The sequence below is a fragment of the Cupriavidus sp. PET2-C1 genome (assembly GCF_054515855.1).
This window is the reverse complement of record NZ_CM137259.1, coordinates 1,952,339-1,977,221: the sequence shown is the minus strand read 5'-3', so window position 1 is coordinate 1,977,221 and position 24,883 is coordinate 1,952,339. Positions and strand designations below refer to the sequence as shown.

The window sequence follows — 24,883 nt, the reverse complement described above, 5'->3', positions numbered from 1 at the left end:
ACACGTCTCGCGAAACGTTTCAAAAAAATGGAGGAACATTCTCGCACGAATCATTCGCCGGAGAACGCGCGTAAGTTATTGATTTATCGTGAAATATGGAAATGCCGGCCATTGGCATGGATTGTGCTGAAAAGGTGTCTCCTTCATTCCGATTCCAGAGGTAAGTGCCATGTCATCTCATTCAGCCATCCGCCGCGCGGCATTCCGCCGCAAGGTCGACGAGCGCAGGGGCCTGCTGGTGCCCGGCGCATTCAACGCGCTAAGCGCCCGCATCATCGAGGACGCCGGCTTCGAGGCGCTCTACCTGACGGGTGCGGGCGTGACCAATATGTCGTTCGGCCTGCCCGATCTGGCCTTTATCGGGCTGCAGGATATTGCCGAGCATACGGCCCGCGTGCGCGATGCCGTTGACCTGCCGCTGATCGTGGACGCGGACACGGGCTTCGGCAATGCGCTGAACGTGCGCCATGCGGTGCGCACGCTCGAGCGCGCAGGTGCCGACGCGATCCAGATCGAGGATCAGGTGCTGCCAAAGAAATGTGGCCACTTTGCCGGAAAGGCGGTGATTTCGACCAGCGAGATGATCGGCAAGCTTCACGCGGCCGTCGATGCGCGGGAAGACAGCAACCTGCTGATCGTGGGCCGCACCGACGCCTGCGCCGGGCACGGCATCGAAGCGGCGATCGAGCGCGGCCATCGTTTCGTCGAGGCCGGCGCGGATGTTCTCTTTATCGAGGCGACCGAGTCGCTCGCCGATATCCAGCGCCTGCCCGCGCTGTTCGACACGCCCCAACTGATCAATGTCGTGATCGGCGGCAAAACGCCGACCCTGCCACGCGACGAACTCGGCAAACTGGGCTACGGCATCGTGCTATACGCGAACGCGGCGCTGCAAGGCGCGGTCCACGGCATGCAGCAGGCGCTGGCCGTGCTGCGCGACAGCGGGCGGCTGGACGAGGATCCGTCGCTGGTCGCATCGTTCAACGAACGCCAGCGACTGGTGAACAAGGCGCTATTCGATCACCTCGAGCAGGAATACAAGGCGGGCGAGGAATAGCATCGGTGCCAGGGCGTGGCAACGTGATGCGCCAGGCTATGCCCGGCGCATCCATGCTCAATTGCCAGCCGCGCGTGTCACGCGAACGGGAATGGATTTGTATGACGGCGTGCCGCTTTCCTTGTCGATGTAGTCAAGCGGTACCAGGACGTTCGCCTCCGGATAATAGGCGGCCACCGATCCCCGCGCGATGCTGTAGGCGATCGCCGTGATGTTCTTGAGCCGCAGCGGCCGGTCCGAGACGATCGTCTCGATGTCGACCAGGTCTCCGTGTTCCAGTCCATGCGACGTCAGGTCGGCCTCGTTCATGAACAGCACATCGCGGCGCCCGAACACACCACGATAGCGATCATCCAGGGCGTAGATCGTGGTGTTGTACTGGTCATGGCTGCGGATCGTGATCAGGCGCAGCACGTTCTCCCCCCCGAGAACCTCGGCATCCTCGTGCACGCCGCCATACACGGAGAACTCGGCCTTTCCCGAGGGCGTCAACCACTTGCGCTCGGTCGGCGGCAATGGAAGGCGGAATCCGCCCGGCGTCCGGATGCGTTCGTTGAAGGCTTCGAACCCCGGGATGGTCCTGTCGATCAGGTCACGGATCTTGTCGTAGTCGGCAATCAGCTCCAGCCATGGCACCTTGCTGTCCGGCAAGGTTGCGTGCGCGATGCCGGCAACGATGGCCGGCTCCGAGCGCAACTGCTCGGAAGCGGGAGCAAGCTTGCCGGCCGATGCGTGGACCATGGACATCGAGTCTTCCACCGTGATCGATTGAGGCCCGCTGCGCTGCACATCGAGCTCGGTACGGCCAAGGCACGGGAAGATGTAGGTTTCCTTCGCCACCAGCAGATGCGTGCGATTGAGCTTGGTGCCGACGTGCACGCTCAGGTCGAGCTTTGCCATCGCCGGAAAGGATTGCTCGGGATCCGGAAGCGCCACGGCGAAGTTCCCGCCCAGGCAGATCAGGGCCTTCGAGGAACCGTTGATCATCGCCTCCATGGCGTTGACGGCGTCGTGCCCGTGTTCACGGGGAAGCTGGAAGCCGAAGACGCCCTCGAGCCGCCCGAGGAAGTCCTCCGACGGCTTCTCCGTGATGCCGACCGTGCGGTTTCCCTGGACGTTGGAGTGCCCGCGCAGCGGACAGATGCCAGCGCCTGGCTTGCCGAAATTACCGCGCAACAGCAGCAGGTCGGCGATCAGGCGGACATTGGCCGTGCCCTTGTTGTGCTGAGTGACGCCCATGCCGTAGGTGACAATCACGGCGTTCGACTTCGCATAGGCGATAGCCACCTGTTCGAGATCGGCTTGCAATAGTCCGCTCGCCTTTTCGATGTCCTCCCATGTCGTGGCCTCAAGATCCGCAGCGAAGGCGTCGAAGCCGGCCGTGTGCGTGGCGATGAATTCGCGGTCAAGCACGTTGCCCTGCTCCGCCTCCATCGCCATCAGCGACTTCATGATGCCCTTGAGTGCTGCCGCGTCGCCGCCGGCGTTGACCTGGAAATAGGTCGAGGCAATCCGGGTCGAGCCGTAGGTGGCCATCTCAAGCCAGTTCTGCGGATCGGCGAAGCGCTCCAGGGCACGTTCGCGCAGCGGATTGAATACGATGATGGGCACGTTGCGCCGTGATGCCTCGTGCAGCGTGCCCATCATCCGCGGATGATTCGTGCCCGGGTTGTGGCCGATCGCGATGATGAGATCGCACTTGTCGAAGTCGTCAAGCGATACCGTGCCTTTGCCGATGCCGATCGATTGCGGCAGCCCGACACTGGTCGGCTCGTGACACATGTTCGAACAGTCAGGGAAATTGTTCGTGCCGTACTCCCGCACAAAGAGCTGGTACAGGTAGGCGGCCTCGTTTGACGCCCTGCCGGACGTATAGAACTCCACCTGGTCCGGCGGCAAGCCGCGCAGGATCTGCCCGATCCGGCCGAATGCCTCCTCCCACTCAACGGCGCGGAACGTATCCGTGGCGCGGTCGTACGCGAGCGGATGCGTCAGCCGGCCCAAGTCCTCCAGCTCGAAATCCGAGCGCTGCAGCAGCGACGACACGGTGTTGTTCGCGAAGAACTCGGGGCGCACGCGCTTGGTCGTCGCCTCCCACGTGACGGCCTTCGCTCCGTTCTCGCAGAACTGGAAGTTGGAGCGGTGCTCCTTGTCGGGCCAGGCGCAACCCGGGCAATCGAAGCCGTCCGGCTGATTGGTCCGAAGCAGCGTGATCGGGGCCTTGATGGTTTCCATCTGCAGCCGGATGGCCTGGGCCGTCGCTCGCAGCGCTCCCCAGCCGCCAGCAGGGCCGTCGTATTCCCTGATGCCGGGCACTTCGCGTCGATTGGTCATTTGATGAACTCCATGGATGAAAACTGTGGCGCTATGCGATCGAGCCGATTTGACGCGCCTCGCTATCTCTATCTACTATGCGGCCGGCTTCTTCGGCTTTGATCCGGCGGAAAGCGGGGTGTCCTTTGCCCTGGGCTCGGCCTGGAGCTTGTCGAACCGTACGTCACCGCTGTCCTTGTCGTAGTCGATCGTGGCGCTGTCGCCCGACTTCAGCGCGTCGCCGAGAATCTCCTTCGCCAGACGCGTTTCGATAATCTGGCGAATCTGGCGCTTCAGTTCGCGTGCGCCGAACTCGGGCTGGTAGCCGACGTCGACCAAATGGTCGACGAGCGCCTCGCCAAAACTGAGCGTGATGTCTTGTGCCGCCGCGGTACGCACGATGCGATCGAGTTGGATGTGCACGATCGCGCGGATATTCTCCTTGGCGAGTGCGTTGAACACGATGATCTCGTCGATCCGGTTCAGGAACTCTGGACGGAAGTGCCCCTTCAGCACGTCCATCAGCGCCTCGCGGACTGCCTTGTCAGGTTTGCGCGCGGCCTCGGGCCGCGCCAGGTTCTCCATGATGATGGAGGCCCCAAGGTTGCTGGTGGCGATCAGGATCGTGTTGCTGAAGTCGACCACGCGGCCTTTGCCGTCGGTGAGCCTGCCGTCGTCGAACACCTGCAGCAGCACGTTGTAGACGTCGGGATGCGCCTTCTCGATCTCGTCAAGCAGGATCACGCTGTACGGGCGCCGCCGCACACGTTCGGTCAGCTGGCCGCCTTCTTCGTAGCCCACGTAGCCCGGCGGCGCGCCGATCAGCCGCGCCACCGCGTGGCGCTCCATGTACTCGGACATGTCGATGCGGATGATCGCCTGCTCGTCGCCAAACACGGTTTCGGCCAAGGCCTTCGCGAGCTCCGTCTTGCCCACGCCGGTGGGTCCCAGGAACAGCAGGGTCGCGATCGGCCTGTGCGTCTGGCCGAGGCCCGCGCGCGAGAGACGTACCGCGTCGCTCACCGCGACCACCGCATCCTCCTGGCCAACCACCCGCTCACGCAGCTTCGCCTCCATGGCAAGGAGTTTCTGCCGCTCCGCCTGCGTGAGCTCCGCGACCGGAATGCCGGTGAGACGAGACACGACCTCAGCCACCGTCGCCACCGTCACCTCGAGCGTCTCCGAGCCTGTCTTTCGCTGCCACGCCTCCATCGCCTCGTCGAGCTGCTTCTGCTTCTCGCCGATGCGCTCCTCGAAGCGCTTCGCCTCGTCGAAGCGCTTGCGCGACGACGCATAGTCCTGCTCGCGCTTGAGCTGCGCGGCTTCCGCTTCCAGTTCCTGGATCGCCGCCGGACGAGATGTCGCGCCAATCCGCACCCGTGCCGCAGCCTGGTCGATCAGGTCGATCGCCTTGTCGGGCAGGAAACGCGACGTGATGTAGCGATCCGCGAATTCGGCCGCCGCGACAAAGGCATCGTCGGAGAAGGTCACCTGGTGATGTGCCTCCAGCTTGTCACGCAAGCCGCGCAGGATCACGATGGTCTGCTCGACGCTCGGCTCCGGCACGAGGACCGGCTGAAAGCGCCGCTCAAGCGCCGCATCCTTTTCGATGTACTTCTGGTATTCGTTCAGTGTCGTTGCACCGATCAGGCTGAGCTCGCCGCGCGCCAGCGCAGGCTTGAGCACATTGGCGATGTCGAGACCGCCCTCGCCCCCGCCCTGCCCGGCCCCGACGATCGTGTGCAACTCGTCCACGAACAGGATCAGCGCGTCCTGCTTCGCGGTGACCTCCTCGATCAGCTTCTGCGCGCGCTCCTCGAATTCGCCGCGGTACTTCGCTCCCGCAACCATCGCGTTGATGTTCACCTCGACGAGCCGCTTGTCGCGCAGGACTTCCGGCACGTCGCCGTTGACGATCCGCTGCGCGAGTCCTTCCACGATGGCCGTCTTGCCGACACCCGGCTCGCCGATCAGCACGGGATTGTTCTTCTTGCGCCGGGCGAGCACCTCGATCGTGCTCTCGATCTCCTGCGCGCGGCCCAGCACCGGATCGAGCTTGCCCTGGCGCGCCATCGCGGTGAGATCGCGGCCAAACTTGTCCAGGTTGGGCGTGCCTGTTCCGCCTTCGATGCGGCCATCCTCCGCGCCCTTGCCCACCACCTTGACGACCTTCTGGCGCAAGCCTTCCGGTGTCACGCCATATTTCTTGAGCAGGGCTCCCGCGATGCTCTCGGGAACCGCGGCAAGGCCGATCAGCAGATGCTCGGGCCCGACGTACGAGTGGCCCAGCTCGTGCGACGCCTGGAAGGCAAACTGAAAGGCCTTCTTCAAACGCGGCGATATCGTCATCCGGTCGAGCGGCGCGTCGGGGGCCGCCTCCCCCGTGCGCGCGTGCTCATCGATATAGGCCTTGATGTCCTGCGACGAGATCTTGAGTTCCTTAAGCAGCGCGCCGGCAATGTCATTGTCGGCAAGCACGTACAGAAGATGTTCCGTGTCGAGCTCGGTGCGGCGCAACTCATGCGCCTTTTCTGCCGCGCGCTGCAACAGCTCTAGCGTCTGCTCGCTGAAGGCGTCAGTGGCATCGACCGATTCGCGCGGCACCTCGGCGGAGAACGCGCTCGCATCGTCGGCCTCGCCACCCATGCCCCCAAACAGATGGGACAATCCGCCTCCCCCGCTCAGCAGGGAATCGAACGGATTCAGCATGTTCTGGTGCCGCAACATCTGCCGGTAGTGATAGTCGCAGATTGAGAGCGTCCTGCGCTCGCCGTTCTCCATCACGGTGACACGGGCAACCGCGGGGCGTGCATTACAGATATCGCAGAGGTCTGGCATGGCGTGAGGATCCCTGTTGGTCGAAGCGTAGAGACTGTTCGAATCGGATGCGGCATGGCAGCCGGGCTGTGCTGGCGTTGCGAGGCCAAGCCAAGCCAAGCCAAGCCAAGCCACTGGAATCATCCAGCTGTTGACTGATTTTTCCGCCCCTGTCTTGGTGAGTTTCCGACTTCGTCGCAGTAAGATCAGCCTGTGGCTAACATAGCTGATCGCCAGGCCGCCGCAAAGATACAGTTGATAGCGATCGGTGCGCGTCGACTGTGCTCTCCCTTTTTTCCGTCCGTTCGGTGAAGGAAAATTGGATGGCATGCGATTGGTGCGGCGGCACGGCTCCTGATCGCCGGGCATGGCAGAGAGACCGTTTAGAGCACAGTGGGATCGGCTTGCACGATGCGATGCGGCAGAAGCCTTGCTGTGCTCTTGCCCGGCCCGTGACGTTCGTCGAGAATGCTCGAGCACCGACGCATAGCGGCCAGTCAAAGGAAGCCTCCAAATGAACAATCTCCATCGGCAGTTGGCGCCAATCTCCGACGTTGCTTGGGAGCAGATTGAGCAGGAAGCATCCCGCACCCTCAAACGCTACTTCGCGGCTCGGCGCGTTGTCGATGTGATTGGACCGAAGGGTCTCGCACTCTCCGCGGTCGGCACTGGCCAACTGCGGGAAATCGCGCCGCCGGGCGAAGGCATCGAAGCGGTCCAACGGGATGTGCGGGCGCTGGTGGAACTACGGGTCCCGTTTGCGCTGTCGCGCCTGGAGATGGATGGCGTCGAACGTGGGTCAAACAATCCCGACCTGCAGCCACTGAAAGATGCGGCGCGCAAGCTCGCACAGGCCGAAGATCGCATTGTCTTCGAGGGCTATGCGGCGGCCGGGATTCAGGGAATCTCTCAGGGTGCCAGCAATGTCGCGCTGGATCTTCCACCCGATATCGCCGGATATCCAGCCGCGGTGGCGCAAGCGGTAGACCAGTTGCGCCGTGCCGGCGTCGATGGGCCCTACAGGCTACTTCTGGGCGACAAGCCATTCACTGCCGTGAGCGGGGCCACTGACAACGGCTATCCTGTTCTACGCGACATTCGCCAGCTTGTGGACGGCGATATCATCTGGGCGCCGGCGATGGATGGCGGCGTGGTGCTCACCGAGCGGGGCGGCGATTTCGAACTGCACATCGGTCAGGACGTATCCATCGGCTACCTTGACCATACCGACGCCACCGTTCGATTGTATTTTCAGGAAACGTTCACCTTTCTCATGCTGACCGCCGAGGCAGCCGTCGTACTTGGACGTTCGGAGCGGTAGATAATCCGCCGGGCGGCGCGTATGCCTGTCGACCACCCGGAACCGGGACCACACTCACCCGCCCAGCTCCTGAAACGCGTGGCCATTGGCTTGCAGTTCCTTCAGGAGCCCGGGCGGCAGATCGCTCTGCCAGACATGCCCCTCGAACTGCCACTTACTCGCATCCTGGAGGTCGGGCAGGCCTGCCCCCTTCAGCACGTAGAGCCCCAGCGTCGGCTTCTTGAGATGGATGTAAAAGTCAAATTCCTGCATGTTCGCGCTCCCCACTAAACGCACTCGTCAATAGACACCGCCGATCGATGAACACAGGGTCCATCCTTGTCTTCAATGAGACTTGAATCCAATTGCCTCCATCGCAAGCCGGATGAGCGCCGCGACCAAAGCAACTGAAAGCACGCCGGCGGCCCAGAGCCCGATTAGCCAAAATAATTGTGGCCAGCGGCTGCGCCGGCTTGAAGCCCGATCGAGCATGTTGTTCATCTTGCTGTTCATCTTGTTGTTCATCTCTTTGATCCTCACGAGTGATTGGCGACGCTTGCGTTCGGCGAACCTAGCTTTCCGTGAAACAAGTCGGCCATCCACCGGGCATAGGCACCTTTGAATGATAGGATAGACAGCGGTCCAGCTATCGCGAGGTTATTTCGAGGTTATCGCGAACAGTCATTGATCATTCCACCATTCTTGAAACTCGTCCTGGAAGACACTCGTCAACATGGCAAACATCGTCCCCGAGCAGCAAGCCGTAAGTAGTCCGATCACCCGTAGCGCGATCTTCATCGTCGCGGTCGTGTCCCCGGGCGAGAACAGCGCAGATACGGTGCGCGCGTTGTGCGCGGATATCGGCGCCCTCGTTCGTGCCGTGGGCAAGCGAGTCCCCGGCGGCAACCTCTCGTGCGTCTGCGGATTTGGTTCGGATGCCTGGGACAGACTGTTCGCGGACCCCCGTCCGGCCAGCTTGCACGCCTTTCGCGAATTTGGTGACGGCGATCGCCGCGCCATGGCGACGCCGGGCGACCTGCTCCTGCACATTCGCGCCGACCAGATGGATCTGTGCTTCGAACTCGCAACACAGTTGATGAGCCGGCTTGGCGCGGCCGTGTCGGTGGTTGACGAAGTACATGGCTTTCGCTACTTCGACATGCGCAGCATGGTCGGCTTTGTCGATGGCACCGAGAATCCGACGGGAGCCGAATCCGTCCGCTTCACGATCATTGGTGATGAGGACGCCTCGTTCGCCGGGGGCAGCTACGTGATGGTGCAGAAGTATCTGCATGACATGGCTGGCTGGAATAATCTCTCCGTCGAGACGCAAGAGCGAATCATCGGCCGCACGAAACTGTCGGACATCGAGCTCGATGCAGCGGTCAAGCCGTCGTCGTCGCATAGTTCGCTCACCACCCTCGAGGAAGACGGAGAGGAGGTGAAGATCCTGCGCGACAACATGCCTTTTGGACAGCCGGGCAAAGGCGAGTTTGGCACGTTCTTCATCGGGTACGCCCGCTCGCCCAAGCCGCTGGAGCAGATGCTTGAGAACATGTTCGTCGGGCGGCCGCCTGGAAACTATGACAGGCTGCTTGACTTCAGCAGGGCAGTCACCGGAGGCCTGTTCTTCATTCCATCGGCCACGCTGCTGGAAGCCCTTGCCGAGCGTCACCCAAACGCCATTCAAGCGGATAGTGGGGGGCAAGGCTCCCCTTCGCCGTCCGAGGAACAACGCCAGGACGGTTCCCTGAAGATTGGTTCGCTCAAAGCGGCGTCGGAAGCCGATTGACCTCGTTGACCTCGTTGACCTGGTCGGCATGCTCGGCACCTGCTGACTCCCGCCGATCAGGAAGATCGGCTACGTGAATTGATAAGGCCGGACTGCCACCGTTTCCGCCGGTATCTCGCGATCGCAAAGCTCGAGAATCGACCGCTCGATATTGCGCGTCATGGCATCGAGCGCCAGCGCGTTCGGTGCCAGCCCGAAGGGCTCGGCGACTTCACTTGCGATCGCCTCCAGTGCGATCAGCGTGTAGGAGATGAAGACGCATAGCAATGGCGTGAAGAACTCCGTCGAGTCGACCAGGCCAAACGGAAGCAGTACGCAATAAGCGTAGACCGTGCGGTGCAGCAGCACGTTATAGGCAAATGGAATTGGCGTGGAGACGAGCCGCTCGCATCCCCCAAGCGCCTTGCCCAACTCGTTGATCTGGGTGTCGAGTATCCAGCGCGTGGTGTCGGCTGCGGCGGCTTGTCCCTGGTAGCGGGCGAGGCTGCGGCGAAGCTCATTCAGCAAGGCCGTCGGCGTGTAGGATTTCCCATGCAATGCCGCCATTTGCTCAGGGCCGAGGAAGCGGCGCAAGTCCTCTGTCGGATCGGTCGTGCGCAACCGATGCTTAAGCGCATAGATGAACGCGATCAGCGTATTGGCGAGCCGGGTGCGATCCGCCGCCGCCAGGTGTTCCGGCAGGTAGCAAAGCATCTGCGAAGTGAGCGAGCGCGATGCAATCAGCAGGTTGCCCCACAGGTGGCGAGCCTCGTTGAAACGGTCGTAGCTCGCGTTGTTCCGGAACGCGAGAAAGATGGCCAACGCCAGGCCAAACAGCGTGAATGGCGCCGTATTGAGCGGGATCTTTTCGCCAAACACCTTCCCATGGGTAAACACGGCCAGGCTGCTGACAGCTCCCATGAAAACAAGCTGGGGAATGATGGTTTGCAATACCGAACCGTTCCAGACGAACAGCATCAGGAACCAGTTTTGTCTCGGCCTCACAATCATGGCGGCTTACTCTCCGGCATTGGTGCGGATGGGGGAATGCTCCAGGGCTATCCAGGGCTGGCTGGAGCAAACTGCGGTGCGGCCATGCCGTCCGGCAAAGGACCGGAACGCCGGTGCGGCCGGTATCTGGCATGTGTCAGTGATAGCCGGCGTCGCCCTCGCGCACCTTGCCCCGGAATACCCGGTATTGCAGCGCGTTGTAGATCAGGATGACCGGTAGCACAATGACGGTGCCAACCAGCGCGAAGCGCTGGCTGGACGGGCTGGAAGAAGCTTCCCAGATCGTCAGCGACGGCGGAAGAATGTTCGGCCAGATGCTGATGATCAAGCCGCTATAGCCGAGAAAGCACAGCGCAAGCGTCAGGAGAAAGGGAGTCGCTTCGTGCCGCAGCCGGACTGCGCGAAAGATGCCCCAGACACAGGCCAGCACCAGGACAGGCACCGGCAGGAACCAGCCAAGGTTGCCGCTGCCGAACCAGCGACGGGCAACCGCGGGCAATCCCAGCACCGTCCAGAGGCTGACGATCGCGATGGCACCCAGCAGCACGCACACCAGAGGCCGCATCAGCAAGCGCATCTTGCGCTGCAGTTCACCGTCCGTCTTCAGGATCAGCCATCCGCAGCCCAGCGCGGCGTAGGTAAGGAGAACGCCGATGCCGCAGAACACGCTGAATGGCGAGAGCCAGTCGAACGGTCCTCCGGCAAAGCGGCCATCGACGATCCGGATCCCCTGCAGGAGCGAACCCAGCACGATGCCCTGGCAGAAGGACGCCAGCGCGGAGCCGCCAATAAAGGCGAGATCCCACAGATGCTGCGTCCGGTTTGCCTTCGCCCGCAGCTCAAATGCCGCGCCTCGGAAGATCAGGCCGACGACCATCAGGATCAGCGGCAGATAGTTTGCCGGCAGCAGCGTAGCGTAGACGACCGGGAAGGCGCCGTACAGCCCCGCCCCCCCGAGCACCAGGAAGGTCTCGTTCCCATCCCAGACCGGCGCGACGGTATTGAGCATCACTTGCCGGTCGCCTTTGGCTTCGAAGAATGGAAACAGGAGGCCGATGCCAAGATCAAATCCATCCAGCATCACATAGATGAAAACGCCGAGGCCGATGATGGCGGCCCATATCACGGGCAGATCGATTGACATGGAATCATTCTCCTTCCAGCGCATCGGATGGTGCGGCCAGTGCGCGGCTGCGCAATCCTGGGTGTCTGAGCGATGCGGCGGCATGCGAGTTCAGCACCGGCCCGCGCGTCATCAGCTTCATCATGTAGTAGACGCCCATCCCGAAGACCAGGAAGTACACGATGACGAAAATCAGCAAGGAAACCCCGGCAAGCTGGGCGCTGATCGGAGAGACGGAATCTTCCGTGCGCAGCACGCCATACACGGTCCAGGGTTGGCGGCCGACCTCGGTCGTGATCCAGCCCGCCAGCAGCGCGATCAGCCCGGATGGCCCCATGCACAGCACAAGCCACTGAAACCAGCGCGTTTCGTAGAGGCGGCCACGCTTTCTCAGCAGCAGGCCGAGCAGCGCGGTCAGCAGCATCAGCATGCCGAGCCCCGCCATGATCCGGAACGTCCAGAACAGGATCGGCGAATATGGCCGGTCCTGCCGCGGAAACTCCTTCAGGCCGCGAATCACACCATCCCAGCTGTGCGTCAGGATCAGGCTGCCGAGATGAGGGACCTTCAGCGCGTAGCGTGTCTCTTCCGACTCCATGTCAGGAAGACCGAACAGATTGAGCGCCGTGCCGCCCTTCTCCGTTTCCCAAAGGCCTTCGATCGCTGCGATCTTGGCCGGCTGGTACTCGCGCGTGTTGAGGCCATGCGCATCGCCCACGACGATCTGGACCGGTGTCACCAGGAGCAGGATCCACAGCGCCATCGAGAAGCTGCGCTTGACCGGCACATCGCGCCGCCCCTGCAACAAATGCCAGGCGCCGCAGGCGGCGACCATGAATCCCGCCACGATGAACGCCGCGATTGTCATGTGCGCAAGACGATAGGGAAAGGACGGGTTGAACACCACCTTCAGCCAGTCGACCGGGACAATGCGGCCGTTCTCCATGGCGAATCCTTGCGGGGTATGCATGAAGCTGTTTGACGCAAGGATCCAGAATGTGGAGATCAGCGTGCCCAAGGCAACCATCAGTGTCGCGAAGAAGTGCGCGCGGGCACTCACCCGCTGCCAGCCGAACAGCATCACGCCGAGAAAGCCTGCCTCGAGAAAGAAGGCCGTCAGTACCTCATACGTCAGTAGCGGTCCCGTGATGTTGCCCGCGACCTGCGAGAACCCGCTCCAGTTCGTGCCGAACTCGTAGGCCATCACAACGCCTGACACCACGCCCATGCCGAAGCTGACCGCGAATACCTTCGACCAGAACAGGAACATGTCCTTGTAGCTGCTATCCCCCGTCGCCAGCCAGCGCCATTCCAGCACGGCAAGGAAACTCGCCATGCCGATGCTGATCGCTGGAAAGACGATATGGAATGAAACGGTGAAGGCAAACTGCAGCCTGGCAAGATGTAAGGCATCGAAGATTTCCATGATTCTCACTTGCACCTGGAGGGAAAGGTCCACGGCATCGGCCAGGACCGCGCGATTCAAATCGAAGATCGCCCACCCGGATCGCGCGAGGCCGGGGGCACGCTGAACCAGCTGACCGGAGACGCACCGAGACTGCGAGGGCACCAAATCTGGATACGACGATAGTGCAGTTTTGAGAGGGCATGCAAACGAATGTCGCTGCACGAGAACTGTATTCCGTCGATTCGTATTGAGCTGTGCCCGAAAAGCGGGTACGCGTCGCGATAGCATGCAAACTGTGCCCTGCCTGACCGAAGTCGTGGCGTTCGCATACAGCGCGCGGCAACGGCGATGGTCATCGGATCTGTGCTCTAGCGATTCGGCCTGGCGGCGCATATAAATCCAACTGTCAGGATTGATGCGGACTGTCCACGGCATGCGCCACGCCCGTGCTCTGGAACGGCGGCGCCTGCACCCGCGCACGATCTGAACTGCTGACTTAATGCCTTCAAGGGGTCCCCATGTTGCAATGCCCGTCCGTCATTGATCGAACCGGTAGCGTCGAGTGCACGGTGATACGCCACAGCCACGGCGACGCGTATCCAATCTCGGATCACATTGCGGAAGAACTGCCCGTTGCGCTGGTGTTCAACGGCATCTCGCACGCCGTCATGATGGCCACGCCCATCCATCTGGAAGCATTCGCGCTGGGCTTCTCGCTCAGCGAAGGGATTGTCGAGCGCGTCTCCGACGTATTCGATATCGAGGCGCTCTTCCATGCCGGCAGCGCGGAAGTGAGGCTGACAATTTCGCAGGAGGCGTTCGCCGCCTTGAAAGGAAGGCGGCGATCCCTCGCCGGGCGTTCGGGATGTGGCGTCTGCGGAATCGAGAGCATCGCGCTGCTGGACCTGGAGCCGGCGCGCATTGTTCACGCAGGCTCGGCGGCTGACATCGGCATCGAATCCGTCTGGCGCGCCACGCGCGAGCTGCCCGAGCACCAGGTGCTCATGCGCAAGACAGGGGGCGTCCATGCCGCGGCATGGTGCGCCAGGGACGGCGCCGTGCTCGAAGTCTTCGAGGACGTCGGCCGGCACAACGCACTCGACAAGCTGATCGGCCAGCTTGCACGAAGCAAGACAGACACGCGTGCCGGTTTCGTTCTGCTTTCCAGCCGTGCCAGCTACGAGCTTGTGCGCAAGGCCGCGCGCCTCCATATCCCGATGATCGCGACAATCTCGGCCCCCACGACCCTCGCGATCGACATCGCGCGCCAGGCGGGGATACGGCTGCTCTGTTTCTGCCGTGGCGACGGCTTCGTGGAGTACTCACCAGTGGCCGGCGATGCGGCAATCGATGCCGCGGCTGAGAGCCAACATCACGGAATGCGGTGAAGGACCATGCGCCGATGCGCTTCCCGCAGGGCACTATCGAGCTTCGCGATGTGTAACTGTACTCTTCGGATCCTGGGCGAACTGTATGCCCGACCCCGCCCGGGTCCGGCTTATGCTGAGTGCAGGCCACCCGCATTGGCGGACCGGCCGCTTTCGCCCTCCGGCCCGAAGCCTTAAGGCAGATGCCGGAGACCGGCCCTTCCACAGTCTCGCCTCGTATGCCACCGGATAGATCGTGAGCGCCATCAAGCAGAACGTTGTCTCCCTCTTTGCCGACACCCGCACATCGACTGACGTCGATGCCGGTGTCCTTGACAAGCTCGGTCGCCCGCTGCGCGATCTGCGCCTCTCGGTCATCGACCAGTGCAACTTCCGCTGTACCTACTGCATGCCACGGGAAGTCTTCCCTGCCGACTACGCGTTCATGCCGTCGGCCGATCGCCTGTCGTTTACGCAGATGGTCAAGATCGCAAAATCATTCACGTCGCTTGGTGTCGAGAAGATCCGCATTACCGGGGGCGAGCCACTGCTGCGGCGTGGCCTGGAAACACTGGTGGAGCAACTTGCGAAGCTGACGACCGTGTCCGGCAAGCCGTTGGAAATCGCGATAACGACAAACGGCACGCTGCTCGCCGCCAAAGCCCCCGCGCTGAAGGATGCCGGCCTGAGCCGCGTGACCGTCAGTCTCGACGCGGTAGATGACGCTGTATTTCGTCGCATGAGCGACGCCGACGTGCCGGTGTCGCGCGTCCTGGACGGCATCGAGGCCGCGTCCGCGGCTGGGCTTGCGCCGGTCAAGGTCAACGCGGTGGTCCAGCGGGGCGTGAACGAAAGCCAGATCCTCCCGCTCGTGCGCCTGTTCAAAGGCACTGGCGTGGTGGTGCGATTCATCGAATATATGGACGTCGGCGGGGCCGACTTCTGGTCCGATGCCGCGGTGCTCACGGCTCGGCAGACTCGCGATATCGTCGAATCCGAGTTTCCCCTGACCCCCGTCGAACAGGGGCCGGGAGCGAGCACCGCGGTCCGCTACCGTCACACGGATGGCGGCGGCGAGGTAGGTTTCATCGCAAGCGTCTCGCAACCGTTCTGCGGATCGTGCTCACGCGCGCGCGTATCGGCTGATGGTCAGCTCTATACCTGCCTGTTCGCCAGTCATGGGACCAGCCTCAGGCCATGGTTGTCGGAGAGCGCGTCGGAGGCACAACTGGCGCAGGCGATCCGCCACCAGTGGACCAGCCGCGCCGACCGCTATTCCGAGCTGCGCGCAGCGGCTCGCAGCCATAGGCAAGGTAAGCGTTACCCGACTGTCCGCATGTCGCTCGTCGGGGGTTGAATCTTCACCAATGGGCACGAAACGAGCCGATACCTGGAGAACAACAATGACATCCACGTTCCATTCAAAGATGACAGCCGAGGACGCCGCGGACGCGGCGGAAAACGCAGAAAACGCGGACTTTGCGCAGCGCGCCATCGTCGCTGGCTTCGAGGTGCGCGTGCAGCAGCAGCCGATCGGCTTCGCAACGGAGGTCGATCCCATCATGCGCAATCCCAATGTGGGTGCGGTTGTGAACTTCCTGGGGGTCGTGCGCCAATTCGGCGATGCCGACGATGTTGCGGCGCTCGAGATCGAACACTATCCAGGGATGACCGAACGGGCACTATGGAGCATCATCGAGGAGGCGAACGCGCGCTGGCGACTGGATGCCGTGAAGATCGTGCATCGGATCGGTCGTATCACGCTCGGCAATCCAGTGGTCCTGGTCATCGTCGCGTCTCAACATCGTGAGGCAGCATTCGATGCATGCGAGTTCCTGATGGATTTCCTCAAGACCTATGCGCCCTTCTGGAAAAAGGAGATCCGGCGCGACGGCACATCGGAATGGGTCGAATCCAAGGCACGTGACGAACTGGCTGTGAACCGCTGGGGCTGATCCCCTGCCCATCCAGCCAGAAACCGAAAGTAGAAGTAGAAGTAGGACGGCGCACATGAAACTCACCATCAGGTACTTCGCTAGCATTCGTGAACATCTTGGCGTCACGCAGGAGATCGTCGATATCCATGCGCCCGGCATCACCGTAGAGGGCATCAGGGAAACGCTCGCATCGCGAGACGCACGCTCGGCGCTAGCGTTGCAGACCCATCGGCCGGTACGGGCCGCTGTCAACCTGGAACTGGTGGATGGTGCCTTTGTGGTGCGCGAGGACAGCGAGATCGCGTTCTTTCCGCCTGTCACGGGCGGCTGATCGATGCCTGACAGCAGGGCCCCGGACGGAGGGCCGCCCCGGCATTGCCACCCGGCTGCGGTCAGCGGGCACACATCGCGACGAGCTTGCCGACCTCGATCACCGCTTCCTCGATCCGGCTCGACCACGGGCTGCTGTAGTTGAGGCGGATAAAGTTCCGGTAGCTGCCGGAGTTCGAGAACATATACCCTGGTCCGATCGTGATGCCGCGGTCGAGCGCTAGCTGATAGAGCTGCATGGCGTCGACCTTCGCGGGTAGCTCGATCCAGAGCACGTAGCCTCCGGCCGGGCTGGACATGCGCGTTCCCTCTGGAAAGAAGCGGGAAACCATGGCTCGCATCAGGTTGGCCTGCTGCGCGTAGGCCTTGCGAATCCTCCGCAGATGATGCTCGAAGCCGTCACGCTCGAGATACTCCGCGATGGCAAGCTGCGGCACCGTCGGGGTTGCCAAGGTGTTCAGGAACTTGAGCTTCTCGACCTGATCGCGATAGCGGCCTGGCAGCGCCCAGCCGATGCGATAGGCTGCCGTCAGGCTCTTCGAGAACGATGAACAATGCAAAACGATGCCCTTGCGGTCATAGGTCTTCAACGTGCTGGGATGCGTATCGCCAAAATACAGTTCGTTGTACACGGCATTCTCGATGACCGGAATGTCCGCTCTCGTCAGTAACTCGACGAGTTCGCGCTTGCGTTCATCCGGCATCTGGAAGCCAAGCGGATTCTGGAAGTTGGGCATGACCATGCAGGCCGCGATCGGCTGCGACTTCATGATCCCTGCGAGGGCGGCAATATCGATGCCGTACTCGGGATGCGTCGATACCTCGATCGCCTTCATGCCCATGCGCTCGATCGCGTGCAGCATGGCGTAGAACGTTGGCGATTCGACGGCAATCACGTCCCCTGGCTTTGCCACTGCCTGAAGGCAGATATTGATCGCCTCGGTCGCGCCGACGGTGATGATGATCTCATTCGGGTCGACCGGCATGCCGTTCTCAAGGTAGCGGCGCGCGATCTGCCGGACCAGGCGCGGATTGCCGGGCGGAAGCGCGTTCGTCACGTTCCAGAGCGTCTTTTCGCGGCCTGACATATAGGCATACCGGTTCAGCTTCTCGAACGGGAACATAACGGGATCCGGGTACGGCGAGCCGAGCGGCACGGCATCGCCGGCGCCAATCGAGCGCAACGTCGAAAGCACCAGCCGGCTGACGTCCACCGAGGCAGACATGGCTATCGGCTTCGATGCTCGCAATTCTTGCATTTGCCGCTCGTCGCTTCCGCGCTGCAGGTCGACGAAGTAGCCGGACTGCGGCCGGCTCACCAGCAGGCCGCGGCTCTCCAGCAGCAGGTAAGCATGCAGTACCGTGGTGATACTGATCCGGTGCTGCTGGCTAGCCTGCCGTACGGAAGGCAATCGTTCGCCATGGCGGTAGACGCCCTGCTGGATCAACCGCTCGATATCGTCGGCGAACTTCTCGTAGAGCTTCATTGGACGCGCCCTCCAACCGGGTCACCGGCAGGTGCATCGCGGTGGCGGAAGAAGTCTTGACCGTCCGAATGCAACTGCGCGGCCGAACTGCATGTATCCAGTCTGAAGGCGCTGGTGCCGGGCAGCGCAATGCTGTCGAGTCGTCCGAGGTGCAACCCGGCGACAAGTTGGGGGCGGAGTTCGCTTATCTTCCCTGCTTCGTCTCTCACGACGGTAGCTCCAATGAATGCGCGTCGCCGAGCCTTGGGGACTGGAACTGGCTACGCGTGATTTTGTTGGAAGGAATAGTAGGGGCGAAGCTGTATTCATAAGAAGCACACATGAGTGCGTCGAAATAGAACACAGTTGCAGTCTAGGCGCGAGATATGGAAAGCTGTACTTCACATCGCGATGCAGTGCTTAGATCGCCACGTGACAAGCTATGCGGAGGGGAAGCGATTTGGTTTCGCCGCTGCCGGCGAGCACTTTTAGCGCGAAAATCGACGAAGCGCGTTTGGCGCGGCATGCCTTGACAGGCACTTCTTCTATCTTGTGTGACTACGGATCGGGCGTGAGCCGGGGCATCGCCTCGTGTTGGAAAACCGCCCCCCTCACATCGCGAAGGCGGTTGGCCAACGACGCCAAATATGCCAGACGGCGTCAATGCGGACAGCGAACCCGACCGATGCTCAACCGTCGCTGAGCTTGCGCGAGCGCCAGCGCCCGTCGCCCTGCTTGCAGAACCAGCCGGTCCAGTTGTCTTCCTGGTCGGCGCGTTTCAACTGAAGCTTCAGTTGGCGGCAGGACTGGCCTTTGTCGGTCTTACCGTTCATCGGCGTTAGATTTCCCTCGATCGGCTTGCGCTTTCCTGATGCTGGGTAGGTCCATGGCACCACCGCACCGTCGGTGCCATCGTCCAGCGTCTTGCTGACCGCCTTGTATAGTGCGGCCGCTTCCTTTTGGCTCATGCTCCCGATCACGGTGCCATGGATGAACGTGTCGAAATAGGCGAGAGCCGGCGCAGCCGGAACAAGTGTGACGGCGCAGAGCAGCGCGCGTCGGAGAAACAGGCGAAGCGACATGAAAGGATCCTTGAGTGGGGTGCTGCAAGAGCGGGGAGCATGACCCGGCAAACGTGTGCCGACAGGCCCGCCAGCTCTTTGCAGAACAGGAAAAAAGCTGCCTATGGTAACGCAATAGCCACCCATGATCGAGTGCGCGCCACGAGCCGATTTGCCGCGACTGCATTCGCAAGGAGCCGCGATAACCGGCTTCAGGCTTTCAACTCCCCCAGCGCCTCTTCTATTTCCTGCTGAAATGCCGGCCACAGTCCCTGGAAGCTCTCGAGCCCCTCGCTTCTAATCAACTGCTGCAGGCCGATGCATAGTTCCGCCAGGGTCGCATTTCCCACCAGCGCGAAGCCTCCGCTCAGCGAGTGCAATGCATTGAGGACTGCGTCGGCGTTGCCCGCCCGCAAGGCCTCTGTCATTGCCGCCGTTGTCTCCCGCGTGGCGGCGTGCATCGCTTCGCACACCTGCGGGGTGATTGGCAATTCCGGCAATTCCGGCAATGTCTTGTCGCTAGCGGATTCTCTCGGTGCGCTTCGGCCAGCATGCGACCGCAGAACGCGCCCCAGCACCGCGAGCGGCAAGGGCTTGACCAGCACCGTGGAAATGCACGCTTCCAGGCTGCGATGCGCCTGTTCCGGTGTGCTATGCGCGCTCATCGCGATGACAGGCAGGCCTGGATATTGCCGCCGGATGGCCGAGGCCAGGGCATAGCCGTCCATCACCGGCATGCCGATATCCGTCAGCACGACGTCATATTGCCCGTGCGCAAGCGCCTCCAATGCCTTCGCGCCATTCTCGACGATCGTCGCGTCAAAGCCGAGTTGCTCGAACTGGTCGGCCAGCATGGCCCGGGTTGCCGGGTGGTCTTCCGCGACCAGCACCTGGATGGGCGGCTCGCCGTCACTGGACTCCACCGCGCTTGCAGCGTCCGATGCCTTGGCCGATGCCGCTGCGCCGTCCTGTGCGCCCTGGAGGGGCGCTTCCGTGCGTTGCAATGGCCACCTGACCGTGAAGGTACTGCCCTGCCCCGGCGTGGATTCGACTGAAATATGGCCTTGCGCTGCTTCCACGATTCGCTGGCACAGTGGCAGCCCGAGGCCAGTGCCACCGTAACGTCGATGGATGGAACTGTCGGCCTGCGTGTAGAGCGCGAACAGGGTTGGCACGGCGGACGGATCGATCCCGATACCGGTATCCGCAATATCGAACTGCACGACAGATCTTTCGTGGTCTGGCACAAAGGCGGCGCGAACCACCACATGGCCGGATTCCGTGAACTTGATGGCGTTGCTGACCAGGTTGGCGATCACCTGCCGGAGCCGGGTCGGATCGCCAAGAAAGTAGCCGGCGGCATCGGGAGAGATGTCACAAGTCAGCGCCAGGCCTTTGGCCTCCGCAAGCGGCGCGAACGTGTCGCGCACGTTCTGCAGCAGCTGGTCGCAACGGAAAGGAATGGATTCGAACGTCAGCTGCCCCGCTTCGACCTTGGACACGTCCAGCACGTCATTGATGATGCGAAGCAACGAAGCGGACGACGACTCGACGATCTCCAGCCGTCGCCGCTGGCCGGCGGACAATGGCGAGCGCCCCATGAGTTCCAGGCAGCCGATCATCGCATTGAGCGGCGTACGGATTTCGTGGCTCATGGTGGCAAGGAACGTGGATTTGGCCTTGTTGGCCTGGTCCGCCGCCTGGCGCGCCTCCCTGAGCTTTTGCTCCGTCTTCTTCTGCGCGCTGATGTCCAGCAGCGCGCAAAGCAGCGCCGCCTCGCCTCGATACTTGACACGGGTGAAGTTCACCAGCAGATGCGTCAAGGCCTGGGTGCCCGCCCCGATGGTCAGCTCCTGGCCGAGCAACGGCCGGTTCCTGTTCGGCCGGTCCCCACACGCTGCCGACGCGCGCTGATAGAGTTCCCACATGCGCTGGTTCAGCGGCGGCTCGCCAACCTGCTCGGCATAGCGGGCCATCACGTTGTTGTCCACGATCACGTGGCCATCGGCCTGCGCCAGCAGGCTAAGGCCCACCGGCGCGGTATGGATCAGCGCGCGGTTGAGCTTCTGGCTTTCCTTGAGGCGCACCGCGCGCGCATACGAGGGCAGGAGGATATTGCGGCGATAGATGACAATGCGGACCCACAGCAACAACCATCCCGTCAAGGCAAGGGCACCGATCGTCAGCAGGCGGTACTTCAGGCCGGCCAGGATCGTGTAAGGCGTATAGGCGTAGACGAGGCTCCAGTCCGTCCCCGGAAGGCGGTCACTGATCTTGAAGATGCCATCCTTGAAGGTCTGTTGCACGCCCGGCCGCGCCGCGACGACATGCGTGGCTGCCACACGGTTGATAAAGGCGCTGCGCTCGGCGTCAGGCGTCAACAGCACCTTGCCGTTCCCATCGAGAATGGCGAACTCGCCCCCCTCTTCCGGATTCTCCAGGCCATTCAGGAACCGTCCCGGACGCCTGTTGGCGACGACGATGGCGAGCGGCTTGCGATCGCTGTCAAACAGGAACTGGACGAAGCGGACCACCAGCTCGCCCGAGAGCGGATCAAATTGCGGCTCCATCCAGATCACGTCCGTCGGCGTGGCTTCGGGATGGGCTACCGCGGCCTGCATGAGGCTGACGATGTCTGGCCAGGTCTCCTTGAACAATCTGAGCGCATCGGGCAGGCGGGACACCGGCACACCGTAGCCGCTTCCCGACCGGAGCAGCGTGGCCAGGAAATCCCCTTGCACGGAAAGGAAATACGTGTTCGCGGAAAGCTCGGGCGTGCGCGTCAGCACGACACTGGATTTGAGCTGCTTCTCCACCATGGCCAGAAGCGGCAAGAAGCTCGACGCGGGCCGGGCGTCGCTGACCTCGGTAGTCACGGCATAGACCCGGCGGCCCGAATCCTGGCTGATGCGCAGCTGGCCATTGTTGGAAAGGTACTGCTCGCGCAAGGCCGGCGACGGCAGCGCCTGGCGGTCCCACACGCCTTCCGCATAGCCCGTGCCTCGCTTGAGGATCGCGCCGGCCCCGGTCATGCTGACCAGCAGCCTGGACTCCTGCGTCAGAAAACCTGCGCGCGCCGCCGCATTGTAGTCACTGGCTGCCATCCACAAGGCCAGCACCGAGCACAGCAGGATGAAAGCCGATAGCGCGGCGCCACCGCCGTAGAGCAGGGTAAGCTGATACCGCTTCATCAGCTCAGGATTGAAGTCGCGGCGGCCGCGGGAAATGCGGTGCCTGACAAGGGGCTTCAGTTTCACGGCGAAATCGACATCGTTCTGCTTCTGTTGGATCTATCAGGCGCTCGGCCAGGCAGCGCGCGACGCAACGCGCACCGGCTTCAAGCTTCCTCTTGGCCGCCTTCCGGCTCCGACTCCGGCTGCGCCTCGTTGCCGCTGTACCGGAACAGATCCGCATCGCGCGTGACCCCGAGCTTTTTCATGGCCGCAACCTTCTGCGCGCTGATGGTCTGCTTGCTACGATGCAGCTGGGCAGCAATCTCGCCCACCTTGTAGCCCGCCCGGAACAATCTCACGATTTCCGCCTCCCGGGCACTCAGCCTGCGCGTGGCGCCAGGGTCCTCCTGGTCTTCGAGCAAGGACGCAACGGTGGGCGACACGTATTGCCCACCGGTATAGGCGGCATGCACAGCGGTGACGATATGCGCCATGGCATCGGACTTGCTCAGTATGCAGGTCACGCCAAGCGTCTGGATGGCGCGCAGCACCGCGGGATCGTCCACCATGGTGATGGTCACGATGTGCACCTCGGGGAAGCGCCGCAAGATCATCGAGATGAGTGCCTGCCCGTCGCCGTACTTGCCGTCCGGCATGACATAGTCGAGCACCAGAACGTCGCACGGCTGCTTGCCGAGCGCATCGATCAGTTCCGTGGAACTCGAGGCTGTCCCGGTCACCTCGATGCCGCCGGCCCCCTGCAGCGAATGGGCAATGCCAAGCAACGTGACTGGGTGATCGTCCGCCACCATGACACGTAAATGAAAGTCATCCATCAAGCCCACGCTTGTAGAAAGTTGCACAAGACCCCAAGGTGCGAATGGCGAACGGCGAATGGCACATCGCGCAACGTCGCCCCCCACCGTTCTTGGTCCACACGGCGCCAAGGCCCCAACCCTGGTCGCAATGATGCTCTTCGATCACTTTTCCGCCTATAAGTGCGAAGTAGACCATATCAATGGTATACGATCCGTGGGTACGCCCCCTCACATGCCAGCCGGACATGGCTGCCGCGCAGATTTCTTTCACGCCAAGCGCTAGATTCAGACTCGTCCTATTTTTTTATGCCGGCCATCCTTTTATCCTGTCGGCATGAAAGGATCTCTCAGCACCCTCGCTCTGCATCAAGCCCAACTTCCTGGCACCCCATTGCATGGTTGTGGCGCGCGCGCCCACGATAAGCCAGCAGGTCCGGGCAGCGCGAGCCGCCATCGCATCCTGGTAGTGGAAGAGAATCCGCTGCACCTCTCCACCACAATGCAAATGTTCGCCTGTCAGGGCGACCATCATGTGGAAGGCTACACCGACGGCGCCAAAGCCTTGCAGCGCCTGGCCGAATGCCATTTCGACCTGGTTGTCACCGGCCTCAATGTCGCCGGCGTTGACGGCATTCAGATCATCCAGAGCTTGCCTACGTCCGCGATCGCACCGGCGCTGGTCATCACCAGCACCGCGCCGCGGCCGATACTGGTCGGCGCCCGCAAGGTCGCCGAGTCGCGGGGCATCGCGGTAATGGCGACCTTGCCGAAGCCGCTCACCCAGCAAGGCGTGCATGCCGCGCTTGGCGCGTATGGCGAGAGCGTGAAGCGCGTACGTCCCGCCCGTCCCGGCAACACCCCGGATTTTCACCGCGATGCCCTGATCGCCGCCATGGAAAACGGCGAAATGCAAGCCTGGTTCCAGCCGAAGTACGCGCTGGTCGATGACCTGGGCCATGCAGCGGAGGCGCTGGTGCGTTGGGAACACCCGAAGTTCGGGCTGCTGCTGCCCGGCGCCTTCCTGCCCGCCATCGAGCGCGAGGGACTCGAGGCCTGGTTGCTGCAGGCCATGCTGGCGCAGACGCTCGCCGCGCAACAAGCGTGGAAAGCCTGCGGCCACGATATTGCCGTCTCCGTGAACCTCACGACCAGGCTGCTGGATGACCCGGATCTTCCCGATCGACTGCATGCGCAGGTCACAGCGGCAAACGGAGATCCACGGCGTATCTGCTTCGAGTTGACCGAAGACTCCATGGAGGCGCAGGAAAGCAACTACTACGCAGGCGCATGCCGCTTGCGCATGCACGGCTTTGGCCTGGCCCAGGATGATTTCAGCAGCGGCTTCAGCTCGTTCTACAGACTGGTGGCGACGCCCTTCACGGAGCTGAAGCTGGACCGGTCCATGGTCCAGGACGCCATCATGATCGATGCCTTCCGTGCCGCCCTCTCGAGCGTGGTGCAGCTTGGGCGCAAGATGGGCCTGACCGTGGTGGCTGAAGGCGTCGAGACCGAAGCCCAACTGCGGCTTCTCCAGGAATGTGGCTGCCACAGAGCGCAAGGCTTCCTGATATCGCCCGCCATCCGGCAAGACGCCATCGTCCGCTTCTTCTCCGCAAGCTGATACGGCGCATGGCGCTGCGCCTACCGTCACTTACTTAGGGTCACTTAGGGTCGCCTACGGTTGCCTCTCGTCGCCTTGACCTTTGAGCGGAAGCGGATCGTGGTGATTTGTGGCGATCCGTGGTGTGGCCTCCCCCTTGGCGCTGGCGCTGTCGTTTTCGCTATCGCTATCGATCTCGCGGTGGCTTCTGCATGAGCAGCCGCACGCCCAGCCTTTCCTGACCGCCTCCCGGCTCTCATCAGCCGCAACAAGGTTTGCCTCATGAACCACCCTGAACGCTTCGCCGCGACTGCCCTGCCAGCCATCCTTG

Annotated in this window: 19 protein-coding genes; 8 read left to right on the top strand and 11 right to left on the bottom strand. The window is 62.3% G+C overall.

The annotated features are described in order from the left end of the window. Positions 1-169 precede the first annotated feature (169 nt). Entirely contained in the window at positions 170-1,057 is an 888-nt protein-coding gene (locus tag ACX12D_RS08975) for an isocitrate lyase/PEP mutase family protein (protein ID WP_459373730.1), read from the top strand. Between the two features lie 57 nt (positions 1,058-1,114). On the opposite strand, the gene ACX12D_RS08970 is transcribed toward ACX12D_RS08975, so the two are convergent. Continuing rightward, a complete protein-coding gene (locus tag ACX12D_RS08970) occupies positions 1,115-3,391 on the bottom strand; it encodes an FdhF/YdeP family oxidoreductase (RefSeq protein WP_459373729.1) in 2,277 nt (758 codons plus the stop codon). Between the two features lie 75 nt (positions 3,392-3,466). Beyond that, positions 3,467-6,208, bottom strand: a complete 2,742-nt coding sequence (locus ACX12D_RS08965; RefSeq protein WP_459373728.1) for an ATP-dependent Clp protease ATP-binding subunit — start codon at positions 6,206-6,208, stop codon at positions 3,467-3,469. Positions 6,209-6,701: 493 nt separating this feature from the next. On the opposite strand from ACX12D_RS08965, the gene ACX12D_RS08960 reads away from it, so the two are divergent. Next, positions 6,702-7,508 (top strand): family 1 encapsulin nanocompartment shell protein, encoded by an 807-nt coding sequence (locus ACX12D_RS08960; protein ID WP_459373727.1) that lies wholly within the window; start codon positions 6,702-6,704, stop codon positions 7,506-7,508. A 54-nt stretch (positions 7,509-7,562) separates the two neighbouring features. On the opposite strand, the gene ACX12D_RS08955 is transcribed toward ACX12D_RS08960, so the two are convergent. Beyond that, a complete protein-coding gene (locus tag ACX12D_RS08955) occupies positions 7,563-7,760 on the bottom strand; it encodes a hypothetical protein (protein WP_459373726.1) in 198 nt (65 codons plus the stop codon). Between the two features lie 72 nt (positions 7,761-7,832). Then, positions 7,833-8,012 (bottom strand): DUF2474 domain-containing protein, encoded by a 180-nt coding sequence (locus tag ACX12D_RS08950; protein WP_459373725.1) that lies wholly within the window; start codon positions 8,010-8,012, stop codon positions 7,833-7,835. A gap of 208 nt (positions 8,013-8,220) precedes the next feature. On the opposite strand from ACX12D_RS08950, the gene ACX12D_RS08945 reads away from it, so the two are divergent. Further along, positions 8,221-9,279 carry a Dyp-type peroxidase gene (locus ACX12D_RS08945; protein WP_459373723.1) on the top strand — a complete coding sequence of 353 codons (1,059 nt, stop codon included), beginning with the start codon at positions 8,221-8,223 and terminating at the stop codon, positions 9,277-9,279. Between the two features lie 69 nt (positions 9,280-9,348). On the opposite strand, the gene ACX12D_RS08940 is transcribed toward ACX12D_RS08945, so the two are convergent. The 3 genes from ACX12D_RS08940 to ACX12D_RS08930 all read right to left on the bottom strand — a co-directional run bounded on the left by ACX12D_RS08940 (position 9,349) and on the right by ACX12D_RS08930 (position 12,818). Continuing rightward, positions 9,349-10,269 carry a bestrophin family protein gene (locus ACX12D_RS08940; protein ID WP_459373722.1) on the bottom strand — a complete coding sequence of 307 codons (921 nt, stop codon included), beginning with the start codon at positions 10,267-10,269 and terminating at the stop codon, positions 9,349-9,351. 136 nt (positions 10,270-10,405) lie between these two features. Then, positions 10,406-11,413: a cytochrome d ubiquinol oxidase subunit II gene (cydB, locus tag ACX12D_RS08935; RefSeq protein WP_459373979.1), complete on the bottom strand. Its 1,008-nt coding sequence runs from the start codon at positions 11,411-11,413 to the stop codon at positions 10,406-10,408. Positions 11,414-11,417: 4 nt separating this feature from the next. After that, positions 11,418-12,818: a cytochrome ubiquinol oxidase subunit I gene (locus tag ACX12D_RS08930; RefSeq protein ID WP_459373978.1), complete on the bottom strand. Its 1,401-nt coding sequence runs from the start codon at positions 12,816-12,818 to the stop codon at positions 11,418-11,420. Between the two features lie 500 nt (positions 12,819-13,318). Between ACX12D_RS08930 and fdhD the strand changes: the two genes are divergently transcribed. From fdhD to ACX12D_RS08910, 4 genes are all read left to right on the top strand, one after another. After that, positions 13,319-14,188 carry a formate dehydrogenase accessory sulfurtransferase FdhD gene (gene fdhD, locus ACX12D_RS08925; protein WP_459373721.1) on the top strand — a complete coding sequence of 290 codons (870 nt, stop codon included), beginning with the start codon at positions 13,319-13,321 and terminating at the stop codon, positions 14,186-14,188. 244 nt (positions 14,189-14,432) lie between these two features. Next, entirely contained in the window at positions 14,433-15,524 is a 1,092-nt protein-coding gene (moaA, locus tag ACX12D_RS08920; RefSeq protein ID WP_459373977.1) for a GTP 3',8-cyclase MoaA, read from the top strand. Positions 15,525-15,570: 46 nt separating this feature from the next. Further along, a complete protein-coding gene (locus ACX12D_RS08915; RefSeq protein ID WP_459373720.1) occupies positions 15,571-16,122 on the top strand; it encodes a molybdenum cofactor biosynthesis protein MoaE in 552 nt (183 codons plus the stop codon). Positions 16,123-16,177: 55 nt separating this feature from the next. Next, positions 16,178-16,435, top strand: coding sequence for a MoaD/ThiS family protein (locus ACX12D_RS08910; RefSeq protein WP_459373719.1), 258 nt, complete (start codon positions 16,178-16,180; stop codon positions 16,433-16,435). Positions 16,436-16,496: 61 nt separating this feature from the next. Here ACX12D_RS08910 and ACX12D_RS08905 read toward each other — a convergent pair whose 3' ends face one another. The 4 genes from ACX12D_RS08905 to ACX12D_RS08890 form a co-directional block, all read right to left on the bottom strand. Next, positions 16,497-17,921 (bottom strand): aminotransferase-like domain-containing protein, encoded by a 1,425-nt coding sequence (locus ACX12D_RS08905; RefSeq protein WP_459373718.1) that lies wholly within the window; start codon positions 17,919-17,921, stop codon positions 16,497-16,499. A gap of 668 nt (positions 17,922-18,589) precedes the next feature. After that, the gene (locus ACX12D_RS08900; protein WP_441632047.1) at positions 18,590-18,982 is read right to left on the bottom strand and encodes an RT0821/Lpp0805 family surface protein; all 393 of its coding nucleotides are present in this window, start codon (positions 18,980-18,982) and stop codon (positions 18,590-18,592) included. Between the two features lie 191 nt (positions 18,983-19,173). Beyond that, positions 19,174-22,218: an ATP-binding protein gene (locus tag ACX12D_RS08895; RefSeq protein WP_459373716.1), complete on the bottom strand. Its 3,045-nt coding sequence runs from the start codon at positions 22,216-22,218 to the stop codon at positions 19,174-19,176. 80 nt (positions 22,219-22,298) lie between these two features. Continuing rightward, a complete protein-coding gene (locus ACX12D_RS08890) occupies positions 22,299-22,970 on the bottom strand; it encodes a response regulator (protein ID WP_459373715.1) in 672 nt (223 codons plus the stop codon). Positions 22,971-23,457: 487 nt separating this feature from the next. On the opposite strand from ACX12D_RS08890, the gene ACX12D_RS08885 reads away from it, so the two are divergent. After that, complete coding sequence (locus ACX12D_RS08885) at positions 23,458-24,573, top strand: EAL domain-containing response regulator (RefSeq protein WP_459373714.1); 1,116 nt, start codon at positions 23,458-23,460, stop codon at positions 24,571-24,573. Positions 24,574-24,883: the final 310 nt, after the last annotated feature.